Raw genomic sequence first — 20,711 nt, 5'->3', positions numbered from 1 at the left:
TCATGAAAATCGCCACCTGGAACGTCAACTCCCTCACCGCCCGCCTCCAGCACGTGCTGGACTGGCTGATCGCCAACCCGGTCGACGTCCTGTGCCTACAGGAACTCAAGCTGACCGACGACAAGTTCCCTCTGGAGGTTCTCAAGTCGGCCGGCTACGATGCAGCGGTGTTCGGACAGAAAACCTACAACGGGGTCGCGATCCTGAGCCTGGCGCCGGTACGCGACGTGCTGAAGAACATCGGCGGCTTCGCCGACGAGCATTCGCGCGTGATCAGCGGCACGGTCGACACCCCGTCCGGCGAACTGCGCATCGTCAACGGCTACTTCGTCAACGGACAGGCGCCCGACAGCGACAAGTTCGCCTACAAGATGAAGTGGCTCGAAGGCCTGCACGACTGGCTCGAACAGGAACTGGCCGCCCATCCGAACCTCGTGCTGCTCGGCGATTTCAACGTCGCGCCCGAAGACCGCGACAGCTACGACCCGGTCGGGCTCGCCGAGACCATCCACCATACGACCCAGGAACGGGAGCACTTCAAGGCGCTGCTCGCGCTCGGCCTGACCGACAGCTTCCGCCTGTTCGAGCAGCCGGCTAAAAGCTACTCGTGGTGGGACTACCGGATGCTCGGCTACCAGAAGAACCGAGGCCTGCGCATCGACCACATCCTGGTGAGCGAGCCGCTGGTGCCGCGCGTCAAGGGCTGCGTGATCGACCGCGTGCCGCGCAAGTGGGAGAAGCCCAGTGACCATGCGCCCGTGATCCTGGAGCTCGAACCATGAAAACCACCGCACTGCTGCTTGGCCTGGCCGCGGCGCTCGCGCTCGGCGGCTGCGGAGTACTGAAGCCGGACGCCAGGCGGGACGCCGCGTCCGGGGCTGGGCCTAGCAGCGGCGCAGGGCCGTCGGTCGGGGCGTCTGCCGAGCGCCAGATCACGGTCCAGACGCCGGCGGTCCGTGCCTACCGCAAGGTGGGTGCCGCCGCCATCTACAAGAAGTATCCGCAACGCATCTACAAGGGCAAGATTCCGCCGCTGGTGTACGCCGTGGTCGTCACCGAGACCGACGTCGATGCCGACGGCCGCGTCACCGCCGTGCACTTCAGCCGGACGCCCAGCCATGCGCCGGAGGTCAGCGGCATGATCGCCGAGCTGATCCAGGGCGCGTCGCCGCTGCCGAGCCCGGGCAAGCTCGGCGCCCACACCTATGTCGACACCTGGCTGTGGGACAAGAGCGGCCAGTTCCAGCTCGACACGCTGACCCTCGGTCAGCGAAATCGCTAGGATAAGAAATCGCCCCCGAAGCGCCTGCGGCGCTGCCCCCTCGAGGGGGCGATACCGGCGGCCCGGCAAAGCCGGTTCCGCGGTATCCCTGGTATCGGACTGCGCCGGTTTGATGCGCGTCACACGAAGCGAGGAGCGCGGAGACCACGCCCAGGCTGGCGCCGGGCCGCCCCAAGGCGGCCTGCGGCCCCCTCGGGGGGCAGCGACACACGAAGTGAGGAGCGTGGGGGCCAATCACTCCAGCCCGAGTTCCTGGATCTTGCGCGTGATGGTATTGCGGCCGATGCCGAGCTTCTGAGCCGCCTCGATGCGGCGGCCGCGCGTGCTGGCCAGCGCCGTCAGGATCAGGCGCGACTCGAAGCGACGCGACAGCGCGTCCCAGACGTCGGTGCGACCCGCGGCCAACATGCTTTGCGCCTCGAGTTCCAGGCCACCCTCCCACGCCAATGCAGAAGCTGCGGCGGCAGAAGGCGTCGCAACGGCCGGTGATCCGGCCATCGGCGCGGCGGCCTCGCCCTCGGTCGTCACCGCGACCGGCGCGGCGGCAGCCGCCTGCGGCTGCGCGAGCGCCGTCGCCATCACCTCGGGCGGCAGGTCCTTGGCCTCGATCAGCTGCGCCGGCGCCATCACGGTCAGCCAGTGACAGATGTTCTCGAGCTGGCGCACGTTGCCGGGAAAGCCGAAGGTCGCCAGCTGCGCCAGCGCCGCATCGGAAATACGCTTGGGCTCGACGCCCAGCTGCTTGGCGCTTTGCTGCAGGAAGTGCCGCGTGAGCGCCGGCACGTCCTCGCCGCGTTCGCGCAGGGCGGGCAATCGCAGACGGATCACGTTGAGCCGATGGAACAGGTCTTCGCGGAAGCCGCCGAGCTTCACGCGCTGCTCCAGATCCTGGTGGGTCGCCGCAATCACGCGCACGTTGGCCTTGACCGAGTTGTGGCCGCCGACGCGGTAGAAATGGCCGTCGCTGAGCACGCGCAGCAGACGCGTCTGAAGGTCGAAGGGCATGTCGCCGATTTCATCGAGAAACAGCGTTCCGCCCTCCGCCTGCTCGAAGCGACCGCGCCGCATCGTCTGCGCGCCGGTGAAGGCGCCGCGCTCATGGCCGAACAGCTCGCTCTCGAGCAGGTCCTTCGGAATCGCCGCGGTGTTGATCGCGACAAAGGGGCCGGTCGCGCGCGGCGAATGCTTGTGCAGGGCGCGCGCCACCAGTTCCTTGCCGGAGCCCGATTCGCCGGTGATCAGCACCGTGACATTGCTTTGCGACAACCGTCCGATGGCGCGGAACACATCCTGCATCGCCGGCGCCTGTCCCAGCATCTCGGGCGCCGCAGCCATGCGCTCCTCGGCCACTTCCTCGCGCTGGCTCTCGTCGACCGCGCGCCGGATCAGTTCGACCGCGCGCGGCAGGTCGAAGGGCTTCGGCAGGTATTCGAAGGCGCCGCCCTGGAAGGCCGAGACGGCGCTGTCGAGGTCGGAGAAGGCCGTCATGATGATGACCGGCAGGCCCGGATGCTTGGCCTTGATCTTGTCGAGCAGGTCGAGGCCCGAGCCGCCGGGCATGCGGATGTCGCTCACCAGGACCTGGGGGCCTTGCGTCTCGTCGTCGGCCGCCGCTTCGAGGGCGGCGAGCACTTCGCGCGTGTTGGTGAAGCTACGGGTCGGCAGGTCTTCGCGCAACAGCGCCTTTTCCAGCACGAAGCGGATTGATTGATCATCATCCACTATCCAGATCGGCTTCATGCAGCTCCTTGTTGCTTGGCTGCTAGGGCAGCGGTATCAGTATCTTGAAATCGGTCCGTCCCGGGACGCTGTCGCACTCGATCACGCCATGATGCTGCTGGACGAAAGTCTGCGCCAGCGTCAATCCCAAGCCAGTCCCGCCTTCCCTGCCCGACACCAGCGGATAGAAAATGCGGTCCTTGATCGCGTCCGGCACGCCCGGTCCGTTGTCGATGACATGCAATTCCAGTGCCAGTCGATACCACTGCTTGTTGAAGATGACCTGGCGCGCGATCCGGGTCTTGAAAGTGATCTGCGCATCGCCCGCGGCGCGCCGCTCAGTGAGCGCCTGGGCGGCGTTGTGGACGATGTTGAGCGTGGCCTGGATCAGCTGCTCGCGGTCACCGCGGAACTCCGGGATCGACACATCGAAGTCCCGCTCGATGTGCAGGTCGCGCGGAAACTCCGCCAGGATCACCGAACGCACCCGCTCGCAGACCTCGTGGATGTTGACGTCGCCCACCACGTGAGGGCGCCGGTGCGGCGCCAGAAGCCGGTCGACCAGCGTCTGCAGCCGGTCGGCCTCGTGGATGATGACCTGCGTGTACTCGATCAGGTCGCGCGACTCGACCTCCATCTGCAGCAGCTGCGCCGCGCCGCGGATACCGCCGAGCGGGTTCTTGATCTCGTGCGCGAGGTTGCGGATCAGTTCCTTGTTGGCCTGCGCCTGGTCGAGCAGCCGTTCCTCGCGGTCCTGCCGCACCTGTTGCTCGAGCGGCGTCATCTCGATGATGAGCTCACCGGCCTTGTCGCTCTGCGCCAGCGTCACCAGCACCGGCATCAGGTCGTGGTTGACGCGCCGCAACAGGGCCTCGTAGCGCAGCGTGGCGAAATCGTTGCTGCGGGCGCCGTCGATCGCGGTTCGCAGCACCTGGGGCTCATGGAAGCAGGCGCCGAACTGCGAGCCCTCGAGCGTGCGGCGCGAGGTGCCCAGCGCATCCTCGAGGCCCGAATTGGCGAACAGCACCGAGCCGTCCACCCGCACCACCGCGATGAGCGTCGACAGCAGGTCGAAGGCCTGGAAGCGCTTGCCCGGCCCTGCCGATTTGCCAAAAGCCATGATTTTTTGAGTGAGTCTTTTCGTGGAACACCGCGGAACCGGCTTCGCCGGGCCGCTGGTGTTGCCCCCGGAGAGGGGGTGGGCGGCTACACGCAGTGAGCCAACCTGGGGGTGAACTTCATCTCGGAAGGCGGCCGATCTCGCGCTGCAGGCCGGCGATGTCGCTCTCGTTGCGCGCGAGCTCGGCCTTCATTTCCGACACCCGGTCGAGATACTTCTGGTAGTTCTTGCTCTCGCTGCCCTGCTTCTCGGGCTCGCCGTTGTTGTATTCCTTGAGCAGCTGGGCCTGCCGCTCCTGCGCCTTGCGCAATTCGGCCTCGAGCACCGAGCGGGCCTCGCCGTCGCGCGCGCGCTGATCGACGCCGTCGACCCGCGGACTGCCCGCCGGCGCCCGCACCGCCGCGCCGGGAGCCGCCGGCGCCGCCGAGGCGAACGGCCGCGTGCCCTGCACGATGGTCAGGTTGCCGCCTTCCATCACCTTGCAGCCGCGCTGCTGGGCGATGGCCGCGTTGTTGGTGTATTCGTTGCCGCAGCGCCAGACGCGCTCTTGCTGCGCCTGGGCCTGCAAGGGCACGCCGGCCGCCGCCAGGGCGGTCAGCAGGAAAACAGAGAGGGTCTTCATGGTCTTGAGTTAGTGCGCCGCAAAACGGCATTTTCATGCAATTCGAAACCGATCCGGCCCAGATGTTCCCGCCCAATGAAAAAGGACGGCCGAAGCCGTCCTTTTTTGATTCCATTCCGAAGGTCTCACAGGGAAGACAGAGCAAAAACCGCTGCGCAGTTTCTGGGTCTCTCCCGCAAGGTCTTACAAGGAGTAGTACATGTCGAACTCGACCGGATGGGTCGCCATCCGGAAGCGCGTGACTTCCTGCATCTTGAGGTCGATGTAGGCATCGATGTACGAATCGGTGAACACGCCGCCCTTGGTCAGGAAAGCACGGTCCTTGTCGAGGTACTCGAGCGCCTGGTCGAGGCTGTGGCAGACGGTCGGGATCAGCGCGTCTTCTTCCGGCGGCAGATGGTAGAGATCCTTGCTGGCGGCTTCGCCCGGATGGATCTTGTTTTCCACGCCGTCGAGGCCGGCCATCAGCAGCGCCGCGAAGCCGAGGTACGGGTTCATCAGCGGATCGGGGAAGCGCGCTTCGACGCGGCGGCCCTTCGGGTTCGCCACGAACGGAATGCGGATCGAGGCCGAGCGGTTCTTGGCCGAGTAGGCCAGCTTCACCGGGGCTTCGAAGCCGGGCACCAGGCGCTTGTAGCTGTTGGTGCCGGGGTTCGTGATGGCGTTCAGCGCGCGGGCGTGCTTGATGATGCCGCCGATGTAGTGCAGCGCGAAGTCGCTCAGGCCGGCATAGCCGTCGCCGGCGAACAGGTTCTTGCCGTCCTTCCAGACCGACTGGTGCACGTGCATGCCGGAGCCGTTGTCGCCGACGATCGGCTTGGGCATGAAGGTGGCGGTCTTGCCGTAGGCGTGGGCCACGTTGTGGATCACGTACTTCTGCAACTGGACCCAGTCGGCGCGCTGGATCAGCGTGCTGAACTTGGTGCCGATTTCCATCTGGCCGGCATTGGCCACTTCATGGTGATGCACTTCGACCGGGATGCCGAGCGACTCGAGCACCAGGCACATCTCGGAACGCATGTCCTGGAAGCTGTCGACCGGCGGTACCGGGAAGTAGCCGCCCTTGACCGCCGGACGGTGGCCGGTGTTGCCGTGTTCGAATTCCTTGCCGGTATTCCAGGCCGCTTCCTCGGACTCGATCTTGACCGAGCAGCCCGACATGTCGTTCTGCCAGCGCACGCCGTCGAACACGAAGAATTCGGGTTCCGGTCCGAAGAAGGCGGTGTCGCCCAGGCCCGAGGCCTTCATGTAGGCTTCGGCGCGCTTGGCCAGCGAGCGCGGGTCGCGTTCGTAGGGCTTGCCATCCGTAGGATCGACCACGTCGCAGGTCAGGATCAGCGTCGTTTCCTCGAAGAAAGGATCGATGTTGGCCGTGTTGGGATCGGGCATGAGTTGCATGTCCGACGCTTCGATGCCCTTCCAACCGGCGATCGAGGAGCCATCGAAGGCATGGCCCGACGTGAACTTGTCTTCATCGAAATGCGAGACGGGCACGGTCACGTGCTGCTCCTTGCCGCGCGTGTCGGTGAAGCGGAAATCGACGAACTTGACCTCGTTTTCCTTCACGAGTTTGAGTACGTCGGCGACGGTCTTGGCCATCAGGTTCTCCTTGGTATGGACAGGGTTGGTAGTACGGGAATCGGGAATGCAGTTTCTATGCCATTGTCACTGCCGCGAGCGGGGCCTTGGCGCCCTTGCAGGCACCCAAAACAAGGCAATTTGTAACCACTTTGGTGCGCTTCGTGTCAACGCACCATTTCGGGGCCAAGTCGCGCCTCAAAGTCGTGCAGGCCCGCGAGCAACTGCGCGTAGGCGGCTTCGATTCGGCTCGCGTCGCCCTTGACGCCGAGTTCGATATGGCGCCCGTGCTGCGGATGGTCGACGCTCGGCAGGCTGAACACCTTGATGCCCGCGTGGTCCCTCTCGACGGCTTCCATGAGCGGGGTCAGCGTGGCCTCCATCGCGCCATAGACGATCACCGATCTCTCGGCGGCGCGCCCGCGCGCGAACAGCTCGGCATAGCGGCCGTCCAGCACCGACTCGATCATCGGCCAGGCCATCACCGGGAAGCCGGGCACGAAGTGCACGTCGCCGACGCTGAAGCCCGGGATCTTGTTGTAGGTGTTGGGAATGATGCGGGCGCCCAACGGGAACACGCCCATGTTGAGCCGATGGATGTTGTCCGGACGGTCGGGCTCATAGACCGTGCCCTGCTCGCGCGCCGTGTCCTGCATGCGCTCGCGGATCAGCAACTCGGCCTCGGGGTGCAGCGCCAGCGGCACGCCCAGCGCCGCCGCCGCGCACTGGCGCGTGTGGTCGTCGGGCGTGGCGCCGATGCCGCCGGTGGAGAACACGATGTCACCCGATGCGAAGGCGCGACCCAGCGCCGCGGTGATGCGAACAGGCACGTCGCCCACGTACTCCGCCCAGCCGAGCTCGAGCCCGCGCGCGGCGAGCAGCTCGATGACCTTGGGCATGTGCTTGTCGACGCGCTTGCCCGACAGGATTTCGTCACCGACGACGATCAGACCGAAAGAACGACTCATGGCGCACTCCATTGGCTCGCGGCCGCGCTGGCATCCGCCAGCTCGGCCGTGGAAGCTGACACGGCGGCCGCCGCCCGCTGCGCACGCAGGTGGGCCAGGGCATCCAGGCAGTAGTGCGCGAACCACAACGCCGAGAAGGCGAACACCAGCGTATAGATCCAGATCGCGAGCGGCGCCAGCACGAAGAAGGCGGCGGCGAACAGCAGGCCCGAGGCCCAGACGATGCTCGGCGCCGCGCCGAGATAGCCGCACAGCACACCGATGCCGAGCAGGGGCAACCGGTGCGTGCGCAGCAGCGTGTCGCGCTCCTCCGGGCTCGCATGCTCGGCCAGGGCATCGAAGCTCATCACGCGGTAGGTCAGCCAGCCCCAGATCAGCGGCGGAAGAATGAGCACCAGCGGCGGGATCAGCCAAAGCGGCATCGACACCACCAGCGCCAGCAGCGCCAACACCGTCAGCCCGATCGAGCGGGCCATGCTGCCGAAGAAGGAAGCCCCCTTCTTCTGTTCCAGGGTCGCGAAGCGCCGCTCGGCCACCAGGCGTGTCAGCGGCGGCGCCATGACGCCCGCCACGACCAGCAGCGACACCACCACGATCAGCGGCGTGGCGGCGAAGACGACGACCAGCGGCGCCAGCATGGCCGTGACGTCGCCCGAGAAAAAGTGCCCGATCCAGGCCCAGAAACCGGCCAGCAGGGGCCAGGCGTCGAGCGCCGCGCGGGTCCAGGCGACTGCGGCATCCCAATAGAAATAGCCGAACACCGCCGCCAGCGCGACCATGAGGCCGAGCGGCAGCAGCGACAGCACGATCACCCGCGGGTGCAGACAATAGGCGGCCGATCGCCAGAAGGAATCGAGGAGAAGACGCATCGGGTGCCGAGGATAACCTCAGCCCTTGCCGGCCAGGCGGCGCAGTCCGAGCCATTGCTGGGCCCAGAAGCCGCGACCGTAGTCCCGCACCCGGCCGCGCTCGTCGGGCTCGACCTGGTCGCGGATGCCGGTGGCGTCGTAGCGGTCTTCGAAGTTCGCCGTTCGCAGGAGCATGTCCCACCACGGAAGCAGCACGCCGAAGTTGTGGCCGCCCAGCGTCCTGGGCCCCCCGGACTCGTGGCCGATCCCGATGCTGTGGTGCACGCGGTGAAAGCGCGGGCTGATCCACAGGCGTTCGCCGAGAGCGCCGAAGCTCAGACGCAGGTTGGCGTGCTGCAAGCTCTCGCTGAGTTGCGTGAAGGCGACGATCGCGATGAACTGTCCCGGCGCCACGCCGATCAGTTGCGCGACGACGACGATGATCGCGTCGTGGATCAGGTCGTCCAGCAGATGGTTGCGGTTGTCGCTCCACATCGTCATCTGGCGCTGCGAGTGGTGCAGCGAATGCAGCGCCCACCACCAGCGGAAGCGGTGCTGGCCGCGGTGGATCAGGTACTCGACCCCGTCCAGCACCACCAGGTAGATCAGGAACGCGATCCACGGCACGTCGGTCACGCCGGGCCAGAGTTCGTCCAGGTGGGTCGTGCCCCAGCCGGCCCCGCGCACCATGCCCAGCAGGTCGTCGAACAGCGGCTCCACGGCGAAGAACATCGCCAGCCGGAACAGGCCGAGCCGGTGGATCAGCGTGTAGATGACGTCGGTGCGGATCGCGCGCCGGTCGATCACCGGCTCGACCGGCCGCCAGCGCTGCAGCGGCCCGATCACGGCAACCAGCACGGCGATCTGGATCAGGCCGACCAGCAGCCAGCCGGTGGCGTCGAAGGCGTCCTCGACCCGGCCGCCGAGCCCGATGGCGTAGACCAGCGGCTGCACCGCCGTCTCGAACAGCCACTGCTGCAGGGTCGCGAATTGATCGGTGAGCCAGTCCATCGGCGTGCGATTCCGGTCGAGGATCGAAGGTTCAGGAATGGGCCGCGATCCAGCCGCGATAGGCCGGATGCTGCCGCAGCGTCTCGAAGCAATAGCCCTTGATCTTGAGCCCGGCGATCAGCGGCTCCAGGTCGGCCGGCGCCCACGGGTCCTTGCGCGACCAGATGCCCAGGTGCGCGAGCAGGATGTCGCCAGGCTGGATCTTGTCGAGCGCTTGCGCCAGCAGCCGCTCGTTGCTGAACGTCTCGCTCGGCAACTCGTCGCCCAGGAAGCCCGCTGGCGCCCAGGCCACGTGCTCGTAGCCGCAGGCCTTGGCCGTGGCGAGCAGCCGCGGCGAGGTCTTGCCGCCCGGCGCGCGGAACAGCGGCAGCGGCTTCTTGCCCGTGATGAGCTGCAGCCGCTCGGCGGACTTGGCGATGTTGGCGCAGTACTGCACCGCATCCCAGGTGAACTCGCGGCCGGCGAAGGCGCCGGCCGTGGGGCGGATTCGGAAGCGCGGCTCGACGCCCTTGACGTCGCCCCGCCAATAGGCGTGGTCGTAGGTGTGGGAGGCGAATTCGTGGCCCTCGGCCGCCCTCGCCTTCCACCACGGCGCCCAATGATTGTCCAGGCTGTCGCCGTCGGTCTGCGTGCGCTCGGCGGCGGCGAAGAAGGTCACGCGCACGTCCTGGCGCTTGAGCACTTCGGCCACCAGCGGGGCGATGCCCATGTGGCCGGTGTCGAAGGTCAGATAGACCGGCTTGGCGCAGCCCTGGGCCCACGCCGCGCCGGACGCGGCGCCGGCCGCGACCAGCAGCCAGGCCGAGGCGACCCTACGATTTCGCATGGTCGAGCGTCCAGACGCCGTGCGGCGAACGCCCGACGTTGACCTGCCGCACCACCTTGCGGCTCGCCAGGTCGACCACGCTGAGCTTCTTGGCCCAGCGGGAGGTCACGTAGAGCGTCTTGCCGTCGGCCGAGACATCCATGCAGTCGGGTCCGCCCGGCACCGGGTAGGTGTCGGTGACCTGCAGCGTCTGAAGGTCGATCCGGCTGATCGTGTTGGCCACGCGGTTGCTGACGAAGACGCTGCGGCCGTCGCCGGCCGAACGGAAGGCATGCGCGCCCTTGCCGGTCGAAATCTTGCCGACCAGCTTGGGCTGGGCGCCGGCGACATCGAACACCTGCACGCCGTCGCTCCCGGTCAGGCCGACCAGCAGCGTCTTGCCGTCGTGGAGGCCGAAGATGTCGGCCGGCATCGGGCCGGTGGCCGTGCGCCAGCGGATGGTCTGCGTGGCCAGGTCGACCGCGATCAGCTCGTCGCTGTCCTGCATCGAGACGTAGGCCGTGGTGCTCTTGCCGTCGATCCAGATGTGGCTGGGCGTCTTGCCGGTCGGAATGCGCTTGACTAGCTTGGGCTCCTTGCCGTCCCAGCGGTAGAGGTCGACGTGGTTCAGGCGATTGCCCGCGGTGACGAACCACTTCATGTCCGGAGAGAAGCGCAGGTGGTAGGGATCGATGATGCCGTAGACCACGCGCTGGACCTCGGCCGTGCGCGGGTTCAGGAAGGTCAACGAGTCGCCAGCGGAGTTGGCGACGATCACCGACTGCTCGTCGGGCGTCAGGTACAAGTGGTGCGGCTCCTTGCCGGTCGGAATACGCACCTTTTCGGTCCAGCCCGTCGGCTCGATCACGCTCACGGTGGCGTCGAGGGAGTTGAGCACGAAGATCGGAGGCGGTTCGGCCGCCTGCGACGAAAGCGACGCGCCAACAAACAAAAAGGCCGCGAAACGGCCTGTGAGGGAGGAGATGGAGCGCAAGGGGGAGATTCCGAAGGAGGATTTCAGATCTTAACGGTCGACACCGACGGTTGGCTGACCGGCACGCGAAGTTCGCAGCGCTTCCACCTCTTCGGCCCGCAGCCAGCGCCACTGGCCCGGCAGCAGGTCCTCGGACAGCGCCAGCTGGCCGATGCGCGAGCGGTGCAGCCCCTCGACCCGGTTTCCCACGGCCGCCAGCATGCGCTTGACCTGGTGGTACTTGCCTTCGGTGAGCGTCAGGCTCAGGTGCAGCGGCCCGGCGAGTTCGCAGGCCGCGGCCCGCACCGGCTTCGGGTCGTCGTCCAGCACCACGCCGGCCAGCAGGCGCTCGACCTGGTTCGGGTCGACCGGGTGCTTGGTCGTCACCTCGTAGACCTTCGGCACGTGGTGCTTCGGCGACCCCATCCGGTGAATGAACTGGCCGTCGTCGGTCAGGAGCAGCAGGCCCGTGGTGTCCTGGTCGAGCCGTCCGATCGCCTGCACGCCCTGGACCGCCCCCTTGTTCGGCCGCAGGCGCAAAGGCGACGGCAGCAGCGTGTAGATGCTCGGGTAGGTCGAAGGCTTCTGGGAGCACTCGGTGCCGGCCGGCTTGTGCAGCATCAGGTAGGCCTTCTCGTGGTACTCCCAGGCCGCGCCCTGGACCGTGAAGTGCAGGCCCTCGGTGGCGAAGTCCTCGCCGGGGTCGGTGACCGCGGTGCCGCCAACCGACACGAAGCCCTGCTGCACGAGGCCGGCGCAGACCCGGCGCGTGCCGAAGCCCTGGGTATAGAGAATTTCTTCGAGACGCATCAGTAGCCCAGCGCCAGGCCGGTGTTGCGGCGCGGGTCGTTGGCGCCGTAGAAACGATTGGCGCCCACCGGCTTGCCGCCCAGCGAGGGCGCGCCGACGATGATCGCCGCCAGGTGGTTGGCGGGCTGCGCCTCGCCGAGGTTGTGGCCCATGCCGACCAGAATCTTGCGGGTGTCGGGCGAGAGCGCGAAAGGCTCGACGTTGGTCACGTCCGGCAACCACTGCTGGTGAAAGCGCGGCGCGTCCACGGCTTCCTGCACATCCATGCCGTAGTCGACCACGTTGAGGATGCTGTGCAGCACCGTGGTGATGATCCGGCTGCCGCCCGGCGTGCCGACCACGAACACCGGCCGGCCGTCCTTGATGAGGATGGTCGGGCTCATCGAGCTCAGCGGCCGCTTGGCCGGCGCAATGGCGTTGGCTTCGCCCTGGATCAGGCCGTACATGTTGGGCTCGCCGATCTTCGCCGTGAAGTCGTCCATCTCGTTGTTGAGCAGCACGCCGGTGCCTGCCGCCGTGACCTTGGCGCCGAACCAGTCGTTCAGGGTGTAGGTCACCGCCACCGCGTTGCCCCATTGGTCGAGGATCGAATAGTGCGTCGTGTTGCTGCCCTCATGCGGCGCGACGCCCGGCTTGATGTCCTTGGAGACGCTGGCCCTGACCGGATCGATGACACCGCGGACCTTCTCGGCATAGCGCTTGTCGATCAGGCGATCGACGGGGTTCTGCACGAAATCCGGGTCGCCCAGGTAACTGTTGCGGTCGACGTAGGCATGGCGCATCGCTTCGATCTGGTAGTGCACCGCCTGCGCCGATCGGAAGCCCAGTTCCTTGAGCGGATAGCCTTCGAGGATGTTGAGCATCTCGCAGATCGCCACGCCGCCCGAACTCGGCGGCGGCGCCGAGATCACGCGATAGCCGCGGTAGCCGCATTCGATCGGCACCAGTTCACGCGTCTTGTACTGGTCGAGGTCGGCCTGCGTGATCAGCCCCTTGCCCGCCCGGCTGGAGGCCACGATCGCGCTTCCCACCGGCCCCTTGTAGAAGCCGTCGGGGCCGTTGCGGCTGATCGCCTTGAGCGTCTTTGCGAGATCTGTCTGGACCAGCTTCTGGCCGACCGCGAAGGGCTCGCCCTTGCGCAGGAAGATCGCAGCCGAGGCCGGGTCCTTGGCGAAATCCGTCGTGGCAGTCGCCAGCATGTCGATGTCGCCCTGCTGGAGCACGAAACCGCGCTCGGCCAACGCGATCGACGGCGCGATCAGCACGCCCCGCTTCATGGTGCCGTAGCGCTCGCGCGCCCATTCGAGGCCGGAGACCGTGCCCGGGACGCCGACCGCCAGATGCCCGCGGGTGCTCAGACCCGCGACGACCTTGCCGTCCTTGTCGAGATACATGTCGGCCGTCGAGGCCAGCGGCGCCTTCTCGCGGAAATCGAGAAAGGTCCGGCGGCCGTCAGCGAGTTGCACGGTCATGAACCCGCCGCCGCCGAGATTCCCGGCCGCCGGATAGACCACCGCGAGTGCATAGCCCACGGCCACCGCCGCGTCGATCGCGTTGCCGCCGCGCTTGAGCACCTTGACGCCGACCTGGGTCGCCAGGTGCTGCGCGCTCACGACCATGCCGTTCTCGGCGGCGACCGGCGCCTGCGAGGCGGCCGGCGCAGCCGCGCCAGACAGTGCGAACACCGCGGCGACAACCAGGCGAAGCGCCGAGGTCCACTGAATCTGTTGCATCGAACTTGTCCCCATGGGCCGCCCGGGCCTCTGTGCGCGGGACCGCGTGGAGGGTTTGGAACGCAAACGCGGCGCCGATGCAAATTGCATCGGCGCCGCCTTCTTGTATGGTGGAGCTGGGGGGATTTGAACCCCCGTCCGCAAGCCTTCTTCGCGCAGATCTACATGTTTAGCGGTCTGATTTAAGTCTCGCCACCGGTGTCGCGCAGTCGCACGCTACACCGGCCGCCAGCACCCTATTTTCTCGTCCCGACCCAAGGTACCCGGATCAGGACCAGCCCATGTAGATTATCTTTGCAGCCGGGAGGCGTCAGATTGCTCTAGCGCCCCCTTGCCCAGCCCATCGGCCTGCTGTTGCAAAGCTCACCGGCAATTAAGCGGCGAGTGCGAAACGTTCGTCGTTTGCAGTTAGTTTGTTTGAATCTGTTTTACGAGCGCATTCAGCTCGACATGCCCCGCTGCGATTCCGAACCCACGTCGAAACCAGTGCAGCCCCAAGCAAGCTATTTTAGGCCTGTTTGAGCAACTGCAAGAGGGCCATGGGGGTTTCGATCGCAGCATCGGCCTCCCAGCGGGCCACTTCGGCCTGTTCGCCCATGTAGCCGTAGGTGGCGGCCACCGTCCGCATGCCGGCGGCGCGGCCGGCCACGATGTCGCGCTCGTCGTCGCCGACGTAGACACAATGCACCGGCGCCACGCCCAGCCGGCGTGCGGCCTCGAACAGGGGCTCGGGGTGCGGCTTGGCATACGGCGTGGTGTCGCCACTGACGATCGCCCGGGCGCTCTCGAACAGCGGCATCGCACGCGTCAGCGGCGCGGTGAACCGAACCGATTTGTTGGTGACGACGCCCCAGGGAAGCCCGCGTGCGCGCAGCGCCTCCACCAGTTCGGCCACGCCGTCGAAGACTTGCGTGTTGCGCAGCATCCGCGACTCGTAGTTGACGAAGAATTCCTCGCGCAGCGCCGCAAACTCGGGGGCCTCGGGCGTGAGCCCGAAGGCCACCCCCAGCATGCCGCGGGCGCCGGCACCGGCCATCGGCCGGTAGCGCTCGAGCGGCAGCGAAGGCAGGCCACGCTCGGTGCGCATCTGGTCCGCCGCAGCGCCGAGATCGGGGGCGCTGTCGATCAGGGTTCCGTCCAGGTCGAACAGGACGGCGTCGATACGGCCCTCCATCACAGGCCCGCCGCCGGCTTCTGGGTGGCGAACATGTAGTTCACGCTGGTGTCGCCGCTGAGCCAGTAGCGGCGGGTCAGCGGGTTGTGCTCCAGGCCGCGGGTATGGCGCAGGTCGAGCCCGGCGGCGCGGCAGTGGCCAGCCAGTTCGCTCGGGCGGATCAGCTTCTGGTATTCGTGCGTGCCGCGCGGCAGCATGCCGAGCACATACTCGGCGCCGACGATCGCCAGCATGAAGGCCTTGAGATTGCGGTTGATGGTCGAGAAGAAGACCCAGCCGCCGGGCTTCGCGAGATCGGCGCAGGCCTTGACGACCGAGGCCGGTTCGGGCACGTGTTCGAGCATTTCCATGCAGGTGACGACATCGAAGCTGGCCGGCTGTTCGGCCGCCAGCGCCTCGGCGCTGACCGCACGGTACTTGACGCCGCGCGTGCCGGCCTCGAGCGCATGCAGTTGCGCCACCTTCAGCGCCTTGTCGGCGAGGTCGATCCCCAGCACCTCGGCGCCCTTGCGCGCCATCGAATCGGCCAGGATGCCACCGCCGCAGCCGATGTCGAGCACCCTGCGGCCGGCGATCGGCGAAATGCCGTCGATCCAGTCGAGGCGCAGTGGATTAATTTCGTGCAGCGGGCGGAATTCACTTTCGAGATCCCACCAACGGTGCGCAAGTTCGGAGAATTTGGCGAGCTCTGCCGGATCGGCATTCACGGGTTCGGTCATGCAGCGATTATGAATCGCCGCGAATTGCTTCGGAATCCAGCGGGTCGAAACCAAATGCCGACATCGGACCGGCCATAAAAAAACCCCGCCGGGGCGGGGTTTTTTTCAGTGATTCTTGCAAATCACTTGTTGGGGCGGGTACCGACCACTTCGATTTCCACGCGGCGGTTCTTGGCGCGGCCTTCGGCGGTGCGGTTGTCAGCGATCGGCTGGCTCTTGCCCTTGCCTTCGGTGTACACGCGGTTCTTTTCGATGCCCTTCGAGACCAGATAGGCCTTGACGGCTTCAGCGCGGCGGACCGACAGCTTCTGGTTGTACTGCACGGTACCGATCCAGTCGGTGTGACCCACGGCGATGATCACTTCGAGGTTCACGTCCTTGATCTTCGAGACCAGGTCGTCCAGCTTGGCGCGGCCTTCAGGCTTCAGGACGTACTTGTCGAAGTCGAAGAAGGCGTCAGCAGCGAAGGTAACCTTCGAAGCAGCGACTGCCGGGGGAACCGGAGCCGGTGCAGGGGCGGGAGCAGCCACAGGAGCGACAGGCACCAGAGCACCGTCGCAACCAGCTGCAGCCGTTGCGGGCGTCCAGTTGGCATCGCGCCAGCACAGTTCGTTGGTGCCGTTCTTCCAGACCAATTCGCCAGTGCCGTTTTGCCAGTTATCGATCGCCGGGCCGCCATTCGCGGCGGTGACACGGGTCTGCGCGCCGGCGGCAGTGGCGAGCGCAGCGACTGCAAACATCATCGCCACTTTATTCAGTTTCTTCATGGTTCTCCTCTTGGGGAAAAAGCCGCAGCCGCGCTGCGAATCAAGGACGCTTTAAGTGACCACCACCCAAAACGTTGAGGCGATTGTGCCATAGGGTCTTTGGCAAACACCCCGGCAGACGCCCCGGAAGCGTGGGACTGGGGCCGAATACAGGCCATGTGTTGCGGCGGTGCGACACCCTTCGCAGCGTAAAATTCCGCCTCCCTTGCCGTCTGCGTGCCGCCCATGACCTCGTTCGCCAAAGAAACACTCCCCATCAGCCTCGAAGAGGAAATGCGCCGCAGCTATCTCGATTACGCCATGAGCGTGATCGTCGGGCGGGCCCTTCCCGACGCCCGGGACGGCCTCAAACCGGTGCATCGGCGCGTGCTGTTCGCCATGCACGAGCTCAACAACGACTGGAACCGGCCCTACAAGAAGTCGGCCCGTATCGTCGGCGACGTCATCGGCAAGTACCACCCGCACGGCGATCAGTCGGTCTACGACACGATCGTGCGGATGGCGCAGAACTTCTCAATGCGCCACATGCTGGTCGACGGCCAGGGCAATTTCGGCTCGGTCGACGGTGACATGGCGGCCGCCATGCGCTATACCGAAATCAGGCTGGCCAAGATCGCTCATGAAATGCTGGGCGATATCGACAAGGAAACCGTCGATTTCGGTCCCAATTACGACGGCTCGGAAAAAGAACCGCTGGTATTGCCGAGCAAGTTGCCGAATCTGCTGGTCAATGGCGCCGGCGGTATCGCGGTCGGCATGGCGACCAATATTCCGCCGCACAATCTGAACGAGGTGGTCGACGCCTGCCTGCACCTGCTGCGCCATCCCGAGGCCAGCATCGACGACCTGATGGAGATCGTGCCGGCGCCCGACTTTCCCACGGCCGGGATCATCTACGGCATCAACGGCATCAAGGACGGCTACCGCACCGGCCGCGGCAAGGTCGTGATGCGCGCCAGGTGCCATTTCGAGGACATCGACCGTGGCCAGCGCCAGGCGATCATCGTCGACGAGCTGCCCTACCAGGTCAACAAGAAGACGCTGCAGGAGCGCATGGCCGAACTGGTGCACGAGAAGAAGATCGAAGGCATCAGCCACATCCAGGACGAGTCGGACAAGTCGGGCATGCGGCTGGTGATCGAGCTCAAGCGCGGCGAGGTGCCCGAGGTCGTGCTGAACAACCTCTACAAGCAGACCCAGCTGCAGGACACCTTCGGCATCAACATGGTGGCCCTGGTGGACGGCCAGCCCAAGCTGTGCAACCTGAAGGACCTGATCGAGGTCTTCCTGCAGCACCGCCGCGAGGTGGTGACCCGCCGCACGGTGTTCACGCTGCGCAAGGCGCGCGAGCGCGGCCACGTGCTCGAGGGCCTGGCGGTGGCGCTGGCCAACATCGACGAGTTCATCGCGATCATCCGCAACGCACCGACGCCGCCAGTGGCCAAGGCCGAACTCATGACCCGCGCCTGGGACAGCAAGCTGGTGCGCGAGATGCTGACCCGTACCCGCACCGACGGCGGCGTCATCAACGCCGACGACTACCGGCCGGACGGGCTCGAGCGCGAATACGGCATGCATGCCGACGGGCTCTACAAGCTGTCGGACACGCAGGCCCAGGAAATCCTGCAGATGCGCCTGCAGCGCCTGACCGGCCTGGAGCAGGACAAGATCGTCGCCGAGTACAAGGAAGTGATGGCGGAGATCGACGACCTGCTGGACATCCTCGCCAAGCCGGCGCGGGTCTCGGTGATCATCGGTGACGAACTCGCCACCATCAAGCAGGAGTTCGGCCAGAGCAAGCTCGGCGCGCGCCGCAGCCTGGTCGAGCACAGCGCCTTCGACCTGTCGACCGAAGACCTGATCACGCCCACCGACATGGTCGTGACCCTGTCCCACAGCGGCTACATCAAGAGCCAGCCGCTGGGCGAGTACCGGGCGCAGAAGCGCGGCGGCCGCGGCAAGCAGGCCACGGCGACCAAAGAGGACGACTGGATCGACCAGTTGTTCATCGCGAACACGCACGACTACATCCTGTGCTTCTCGAACCGCGGCCGGCTCTACTGGCTCAAGGTCTGGGAAGTGCCGGCGGGATCGCGCGGCTCGCGCGGCCGGCCGATCGTCAACATGTTCCCGCTGCAGGAAGGCGAGAAGATCAACGTGGTGCTGGCGCTCACGGGGGAGAAGCGCACCTTCCCGGCCAACCAGTACGTCTTCATGGCGACCTCGATGGGCACGGTCAAGAAGACCGCGCTCGACGAGTTCAGCAACCCGCGCAAGGCCGGCATCATCGCGGTCGACCTCGACCCTGGCGACTACCTGATCGGCGCCGCGCTGACCGACGGCGCGCACGACGTGATGCTGTTCTCCGACGGCGGCAAGGCGGTGCGCTTCGACGAGAACGATGTCCGTCCGATGGGCCGCAATGCCCGCGGCGTGCGCGGCATGACGCTGGAGGACAGCCAGGGCGTGATCGCCATGCTGGTGGCCGAGGACGAAGCCCAGAGCGTGCTCACGGCGACCGAAAACGGTTACGGAAAACGTACAAGCATTACCGAGTACACGCGACACGGCCGGGGAACCAAGGGCATGATCGCGATTCAACAAAGTGAACGTAACGGCAAGGTGGTGGCTGCGACTCTCGTGCATGCCGACGACGAGATCATGCTCATCACCGACAAGGGTGTCCTCGTGCGCACCCGAGTCTCCGAAATCCGCGAAATGGGGCGTGCGACGCAAGGCGTCACCCTGATCGGACTCGACGAAGGCGCCAAGCTCAGCGGGCTGCAGCGCATCGTCGAGAATGACGCGAATATCGAGAATGAACCCGGCGCCGACGACCCTACCACCCCATCTTCAACGGAGAATCCCCAGTGAAAAAAATCAAACTCGCGCTTCTGACGGTTGCACTCGCCGGCAGCTCGCTCGCCATGGCCCAGGACAAGGCGACGCTGATCAAGCAGTTCATCGACATGCAGCGCCCCGGCATCGAATCGCTTGCGCGCGGGCTGGTCGAGCAGTCGAGCGCTCCGATCGCGCAAGCCGGTTCGCAGTACCTGCAGACCCAGGTGCCGGCCGACAAGCGCGAAGCCGCCGCCAAGGCAGCTGACGCCGAGCTCAAGAAGTACTTCGACGACGCCTACCCGATCGTGCGCGACAAGGCCGTGCAGCTCGCCCCGGGCGCGCTGACCCCGATCATGGAGCAGAACTTCAGCGAAGAAGAACTGCGCCAGCTCATGGCCTGGATCAGCTCGCCGCTGAGCAAGAAGTACCAGGAAATCAACCCCAAGCTGCAGACCGCGCTGACGGAGAAGCTGGTGGGCGAAACCCGCGCCACCATCGAACCGAAGATGGTCGCACTCGACGCCAGTGTCGCCAAGGCGCTGGGCGCACCGACCAACGCGGGTGGAGCAGCCAAGGCAGCGCCGGCCAAGGCGCCCGCCAAGAAGTGACGCAGCGCGCGGGTCCGCGCCCGTACAACTTCTCCGCCGGTCCGGCCGCAATGCCGGAAGCGGTGCTGCAGCGCGCCGCCTCCGAGATGCTGGACTGGCACGGCAGCGGCATGGGCGTGATGGAGATGAGCCATCGCGGCAAGGAGTTCGGCGCGATCTGCACGCAGGCCGAGGCCGACATCCGCAGCCTGCTCGCGGTGCCGTCGCAGTTCCACATCCTGTTCATGCAGGGCGGCGGGCTCGGCGAGAACGCGATCGTGCCGATGAACCTGTCGCGCGGGACCCGCGCCGACTTCGTCCTCACGGGCAGCTGGAGCATCAAGTCGCAGAAGGAAGCCCAGCGCTACTGCGAAGCCAGGGTGGTCGCGAGCAACGCGGCAGACGGGCACACCCGGCTGCCGGACCCGGCCGGCTGGCAGCTGTCGGCGGATGCCTCGTACGTGCACGTCTGCACCAACGAGACCATCAACGGCATCGAATTCCAGCAGTTGCCGGACCTGGCCGCGCTCGGCAGCAAGGCGCCGCTGGTGATCGATTTCTCCTCGCACGTGGCGTCGCGGCCGGTCGACTGGTCGCGCGTGGGCCTGGCCTTCGGCGGCGCCCAGAAGAACCTCGGCCCGGCCGGCCTCACGATCGTGATCGTGCGCGACGACCTGCTTGGGTCTGCCCTCGAGATCTGCCCGAGCGCCTTCAACTACAAGACGGTGGCGGACAACCACTCGATGTACAACACGCCCCCGACCTGGGGCATCTACATCGCCGGGCTGACCTTCCAGTGGCTCGCGCAGCAGACCGAAGGCGAACTCACGGGCATCGCGGCCATGGAAGCTCGCAACATCGCCAAGGCGCGGCTGCTGTACGACTTCATCGACGGCTCGGACTTCTACGCCAACAAGGTCGACCCTGGTTGCCGCTCGCGCATGAACGTGCCTTTCTTCCTTGCCGACGAGAGCCGCAACGAAGCCTTTCTCGCGGGCGCGCGAGAGGCCGGACTGCTGCAGCTCAAGGGCCACAAATCGGTCGGCGGCATGCGCGCGAGCATCTACAACGCGATGCCGCTGGCCGGCGTGCAGGCCCTGGTGGGCTACATGCGAGAATTCGAACGGTCGCGTGCGTAGAGGCACGCGCAACTG

General features: G+C 66.3%; 19 protein-coding genes and 1 other RNA gene. 5 read left to right on the top strand and 15 right to left on the bottom strand.

Going from position 1 to position 20,711, the window contains the following annotated elements; translation table 11 throughout:
- Positions 1–2 precede the first annotated feature (2 nt).
- Positions 3–782, top strand: a complete 780-nt coding sequence (gene xth, locus AC1D2O_RS17065; RefSeq protein ID WP_478090937.1) for an exodeoxyribonuclease III — start codon at positions 3–5, stop codon at positions 780–782.
- On the top strand, positions 779–1,282 hold the full coding sequence (locus tag AC1D2O_RS17060) for a hypothetical protein (protein WP_478157564.1): 504 nt from the start codon (positions 779–781) through the stop codon (positions 1,280–1,282). The genes xth and AC1D2O_RS17060 overlap by 4 nt, the downstream gene beginning before the upstream one ends.
- Positions 1,283–1,516: 234 nt before the next feature.
- Here the strand turns inward: AC1D2O_RS17060 and ntrC are convergent, their stop codons facing one another.
- From ntrC to ompA, 15 genes are all read right to left on the bottom strand, one after another.
- Positions 1,517–3,022: a nitrogen regulation protein NR(I) gene (gene ntrC / locus AC1D2O_RS17055; RefSeq protein WP_478157562.1), complete on the bottom strand. Its 1,506-nt coding sequence runs from the start codon at positions 3,020–3,022 to the stop codon at positions 1,517–1,519.
- 22 nt (positions 3,023–3,044) lie between these two features.
- Positions 3,045–4,121 (bottom strand): nitrogen regulation protein NR(II), encoded by a 1,077-nt coding sequence (glnL, locus tag AC1D2O_RS17050; RefSeq protein WP_478157560.1) that lies wholly within the window; start codon positions 4,119–4,121, stop codon positions 3,045–3,047.
- A gap of 118 nt (positions 4,122–4,239) precedes the next feature.
- On the bottom strand, positions 4,240–4,743 hold the full coding sequence (locus AC1D2O_RS17045) for a hypothetical protein (RefSeq protein WP_478157559.1): 504 nt from the start codon (positions 4,741–4,743) through the stop codon (positions 4,240–4,242).
- Between the two features lie 183 nt (positions 4,744–4,926).
- The gene (gene glnA, locus AC1D2O_RS17040) at positions 4,927–6,342 is read right to left on the bottom strand and encodes a type I glutamate--ammonia ligase (RefSeq protein ID WP_442281615.1); all 1,416 of its coding nucleotides are present in this window, start codon (positions 6,340–6,342) and stop codon (positions 4,927–4,929) included.
- Between the two features lie 146 nt (positions 6,343–6,488).
- Entirely contained in the window at positions 6,489–7,289 is an 801-nt protein-coding gene (locus AC1D2O_RS17035) for a competence/damage-inducible protein A (RefSeq protein ID WP_478090421.1), read from the bottom strand.
- Entirely contained in the window at positions 7,286–8,158 is an 873-nt protein-coding gene (locus AC1D2O_RS17030) for an EI24 domain-containing protein (RefSeq protein ID WP_478090420.1), read from the bottom strand. The genes AC1D2O_RS17035 and AC1D2O_RS17030 overlap by 4 nt, the downstream gene beginning before the upstream one ends.
- Positions 8,159–8,176: 18 nt before the next feature.
- Positions 8,177–9,148 (bottom strand): sterol desaturase family protein, encoded by a 972-nt coding sequence (locus AC1D2O_RS17025; RefSeq protein ID WP_478090419.1) that lies wholly within the window; start codon positions 9,146–9,148, stop codon positions 8,177–8,179.
- Positions 9,149–9,179: 31 nt separating this feature from the next.
- A complete protein-coding gene (locus AC1D2O_RS17020; protein WP_478090418.1) occupies positions 9,180–9,974 on the bottom strand; it encodes a polysaccharide deacetylase family protein in 795 nt (264 codons plus the stop codon).
- Positions 9,961–10,905, bottom strand: a complete 945-nt coding sequence (locus tag AC1D2O_RS17015) for a YncE family protein (RefSeq protein WP_478090424.1) — start codon at positions 10,903–10,905, stop codon at positions 9,961–9,963. Before AC1D2O_RS17015 ends, AC1D2O_RS17020 begins: the two co-directional genes overlap by 14 nt.
- Positions 10,906–10,977: 72 nt before the next feature.
- Complete coding sequence (locus AC1D2O_RS17010) at positions 10,978–11,736, bottom strand: pseudouridine synthase (protein WP_478090417.1); 759 nt, start codon at positions 11,734–11,736, stop codon at positions 10,978–10,980.
- Positions 11,736–13,469 (bottom strand): gamma-glutamyltransferase, encoded by a 1,734-nt coding sequence (gene ggt / locus AC1D2O_RS17005; protein WP_478157557.1) that lies wholly within the window; start codon positions 13,467–13,469, stop codon positions 11,736–11,738. The genes AC1D2O_RS17010 and ggt overlap by 1 nt, the downstream gene beginning before the upstream one ends.
- 108 nt (positions 13,470–13,577) lie before the next feature.
- Positions 13,578–13,965, bottom strand: a transfer-messenger RNA (tmRNA) gene (gene ssrA / locus AC1D2O_RS17000).
- 12 nt (positions 13,966–13,977) lie between these two features.
- Positions 13,978–14,643, bottom strand: coding sequence for a phosphoglycolate phosphatase (gph, locus tag AC1D2O_RS16995; RefSeq protein ID WP_478090415.1), 666 nt, complete (start codon positions 14,641–14,643; stop codon positions 13,978–13,980).
- Positions 14,643–15,362, bottom strand: a complete 720-nt coding sequence (gene ubiG / locus AC1D2O_RS16990; RefSeq protein WP_478090414.1) for a bifunctional 2-polyprenyl-6-hydroxyphenol methylase/3-demethylubiquinol 3-O-methyltransferase UbiG — start codon at positions 15,360–15,362, stop codon at positions 14,643–14,645. The genes gph and ubiG overlap by 1 nt, the downstream gene beginning before the upstream one ends.
- Before the next feature lie 122 nt (positions 15,363–15,484).
- Positions 15,485–16,129 (bottom strand): outer membrane protein OmpA, encoded by a 645-nt coding sequence (gene ompA, locus AC1D2O_RS16985; RefSeq protein ID WP_478157555.1) that lies wholly within the window; start codon positions 16,127–16,129, stop codon positions 15,485–15,487.
- A gap of 225 nt (positions 16,130–16,354) precedes the next feature.
- Between ompA and gyrA the strand changes: the two genes are divergently transcribed.
- From gyrA to serC, 3 genes are read left to right on the top strand one after another with little or no spacing between them, the layout of a single operon-like run.
- Entirely contained in the window at positions 16,355–19,003 is a 2,649-nt protein-coding gene (gyrA, locus tag AC1D2O_RS16980; protein WP_478157553.1) for a DNA gyrase subunit A, read from the top strand.
- On the top strand, positions 19,000–19,578 hold the full coding sequence (locus tag AC1D2O_RS16975; protein ID WP_478088148.1) for a DUF2059 domain-containing protein: 579 nt from the start codon (positions 19,000–19,002) through the stop codon (positions 19,576–19,578). Before gyrA ends, AC1D2O_RS16975 begins: the two co-directional genes overlap by 4 nt.
- Before the next feature lie 50 nt (positions 19,579–19,628).
- Positions 19,629–20,696: a 3-phosphoserine/phosphohydroxythreonine transaminase gene (gene serC, locus AC1D2O_RS16970; protein ID WP_478088181.1), complete on the top strand. Its 1,068-nt coding sequence runs from the start codon at positions 19,629–19,631 to the stop codon at positions 20,694–20,696.
- Positions 20,697–20,711 lie beyond the last annotated feature (15 nt).

This window comes from Variovorax sp. P1_G12 (assembly GCF_056405555.1).
This window is presented reverse-complemented; position numbering and strand designations above follow the sequence as displayed.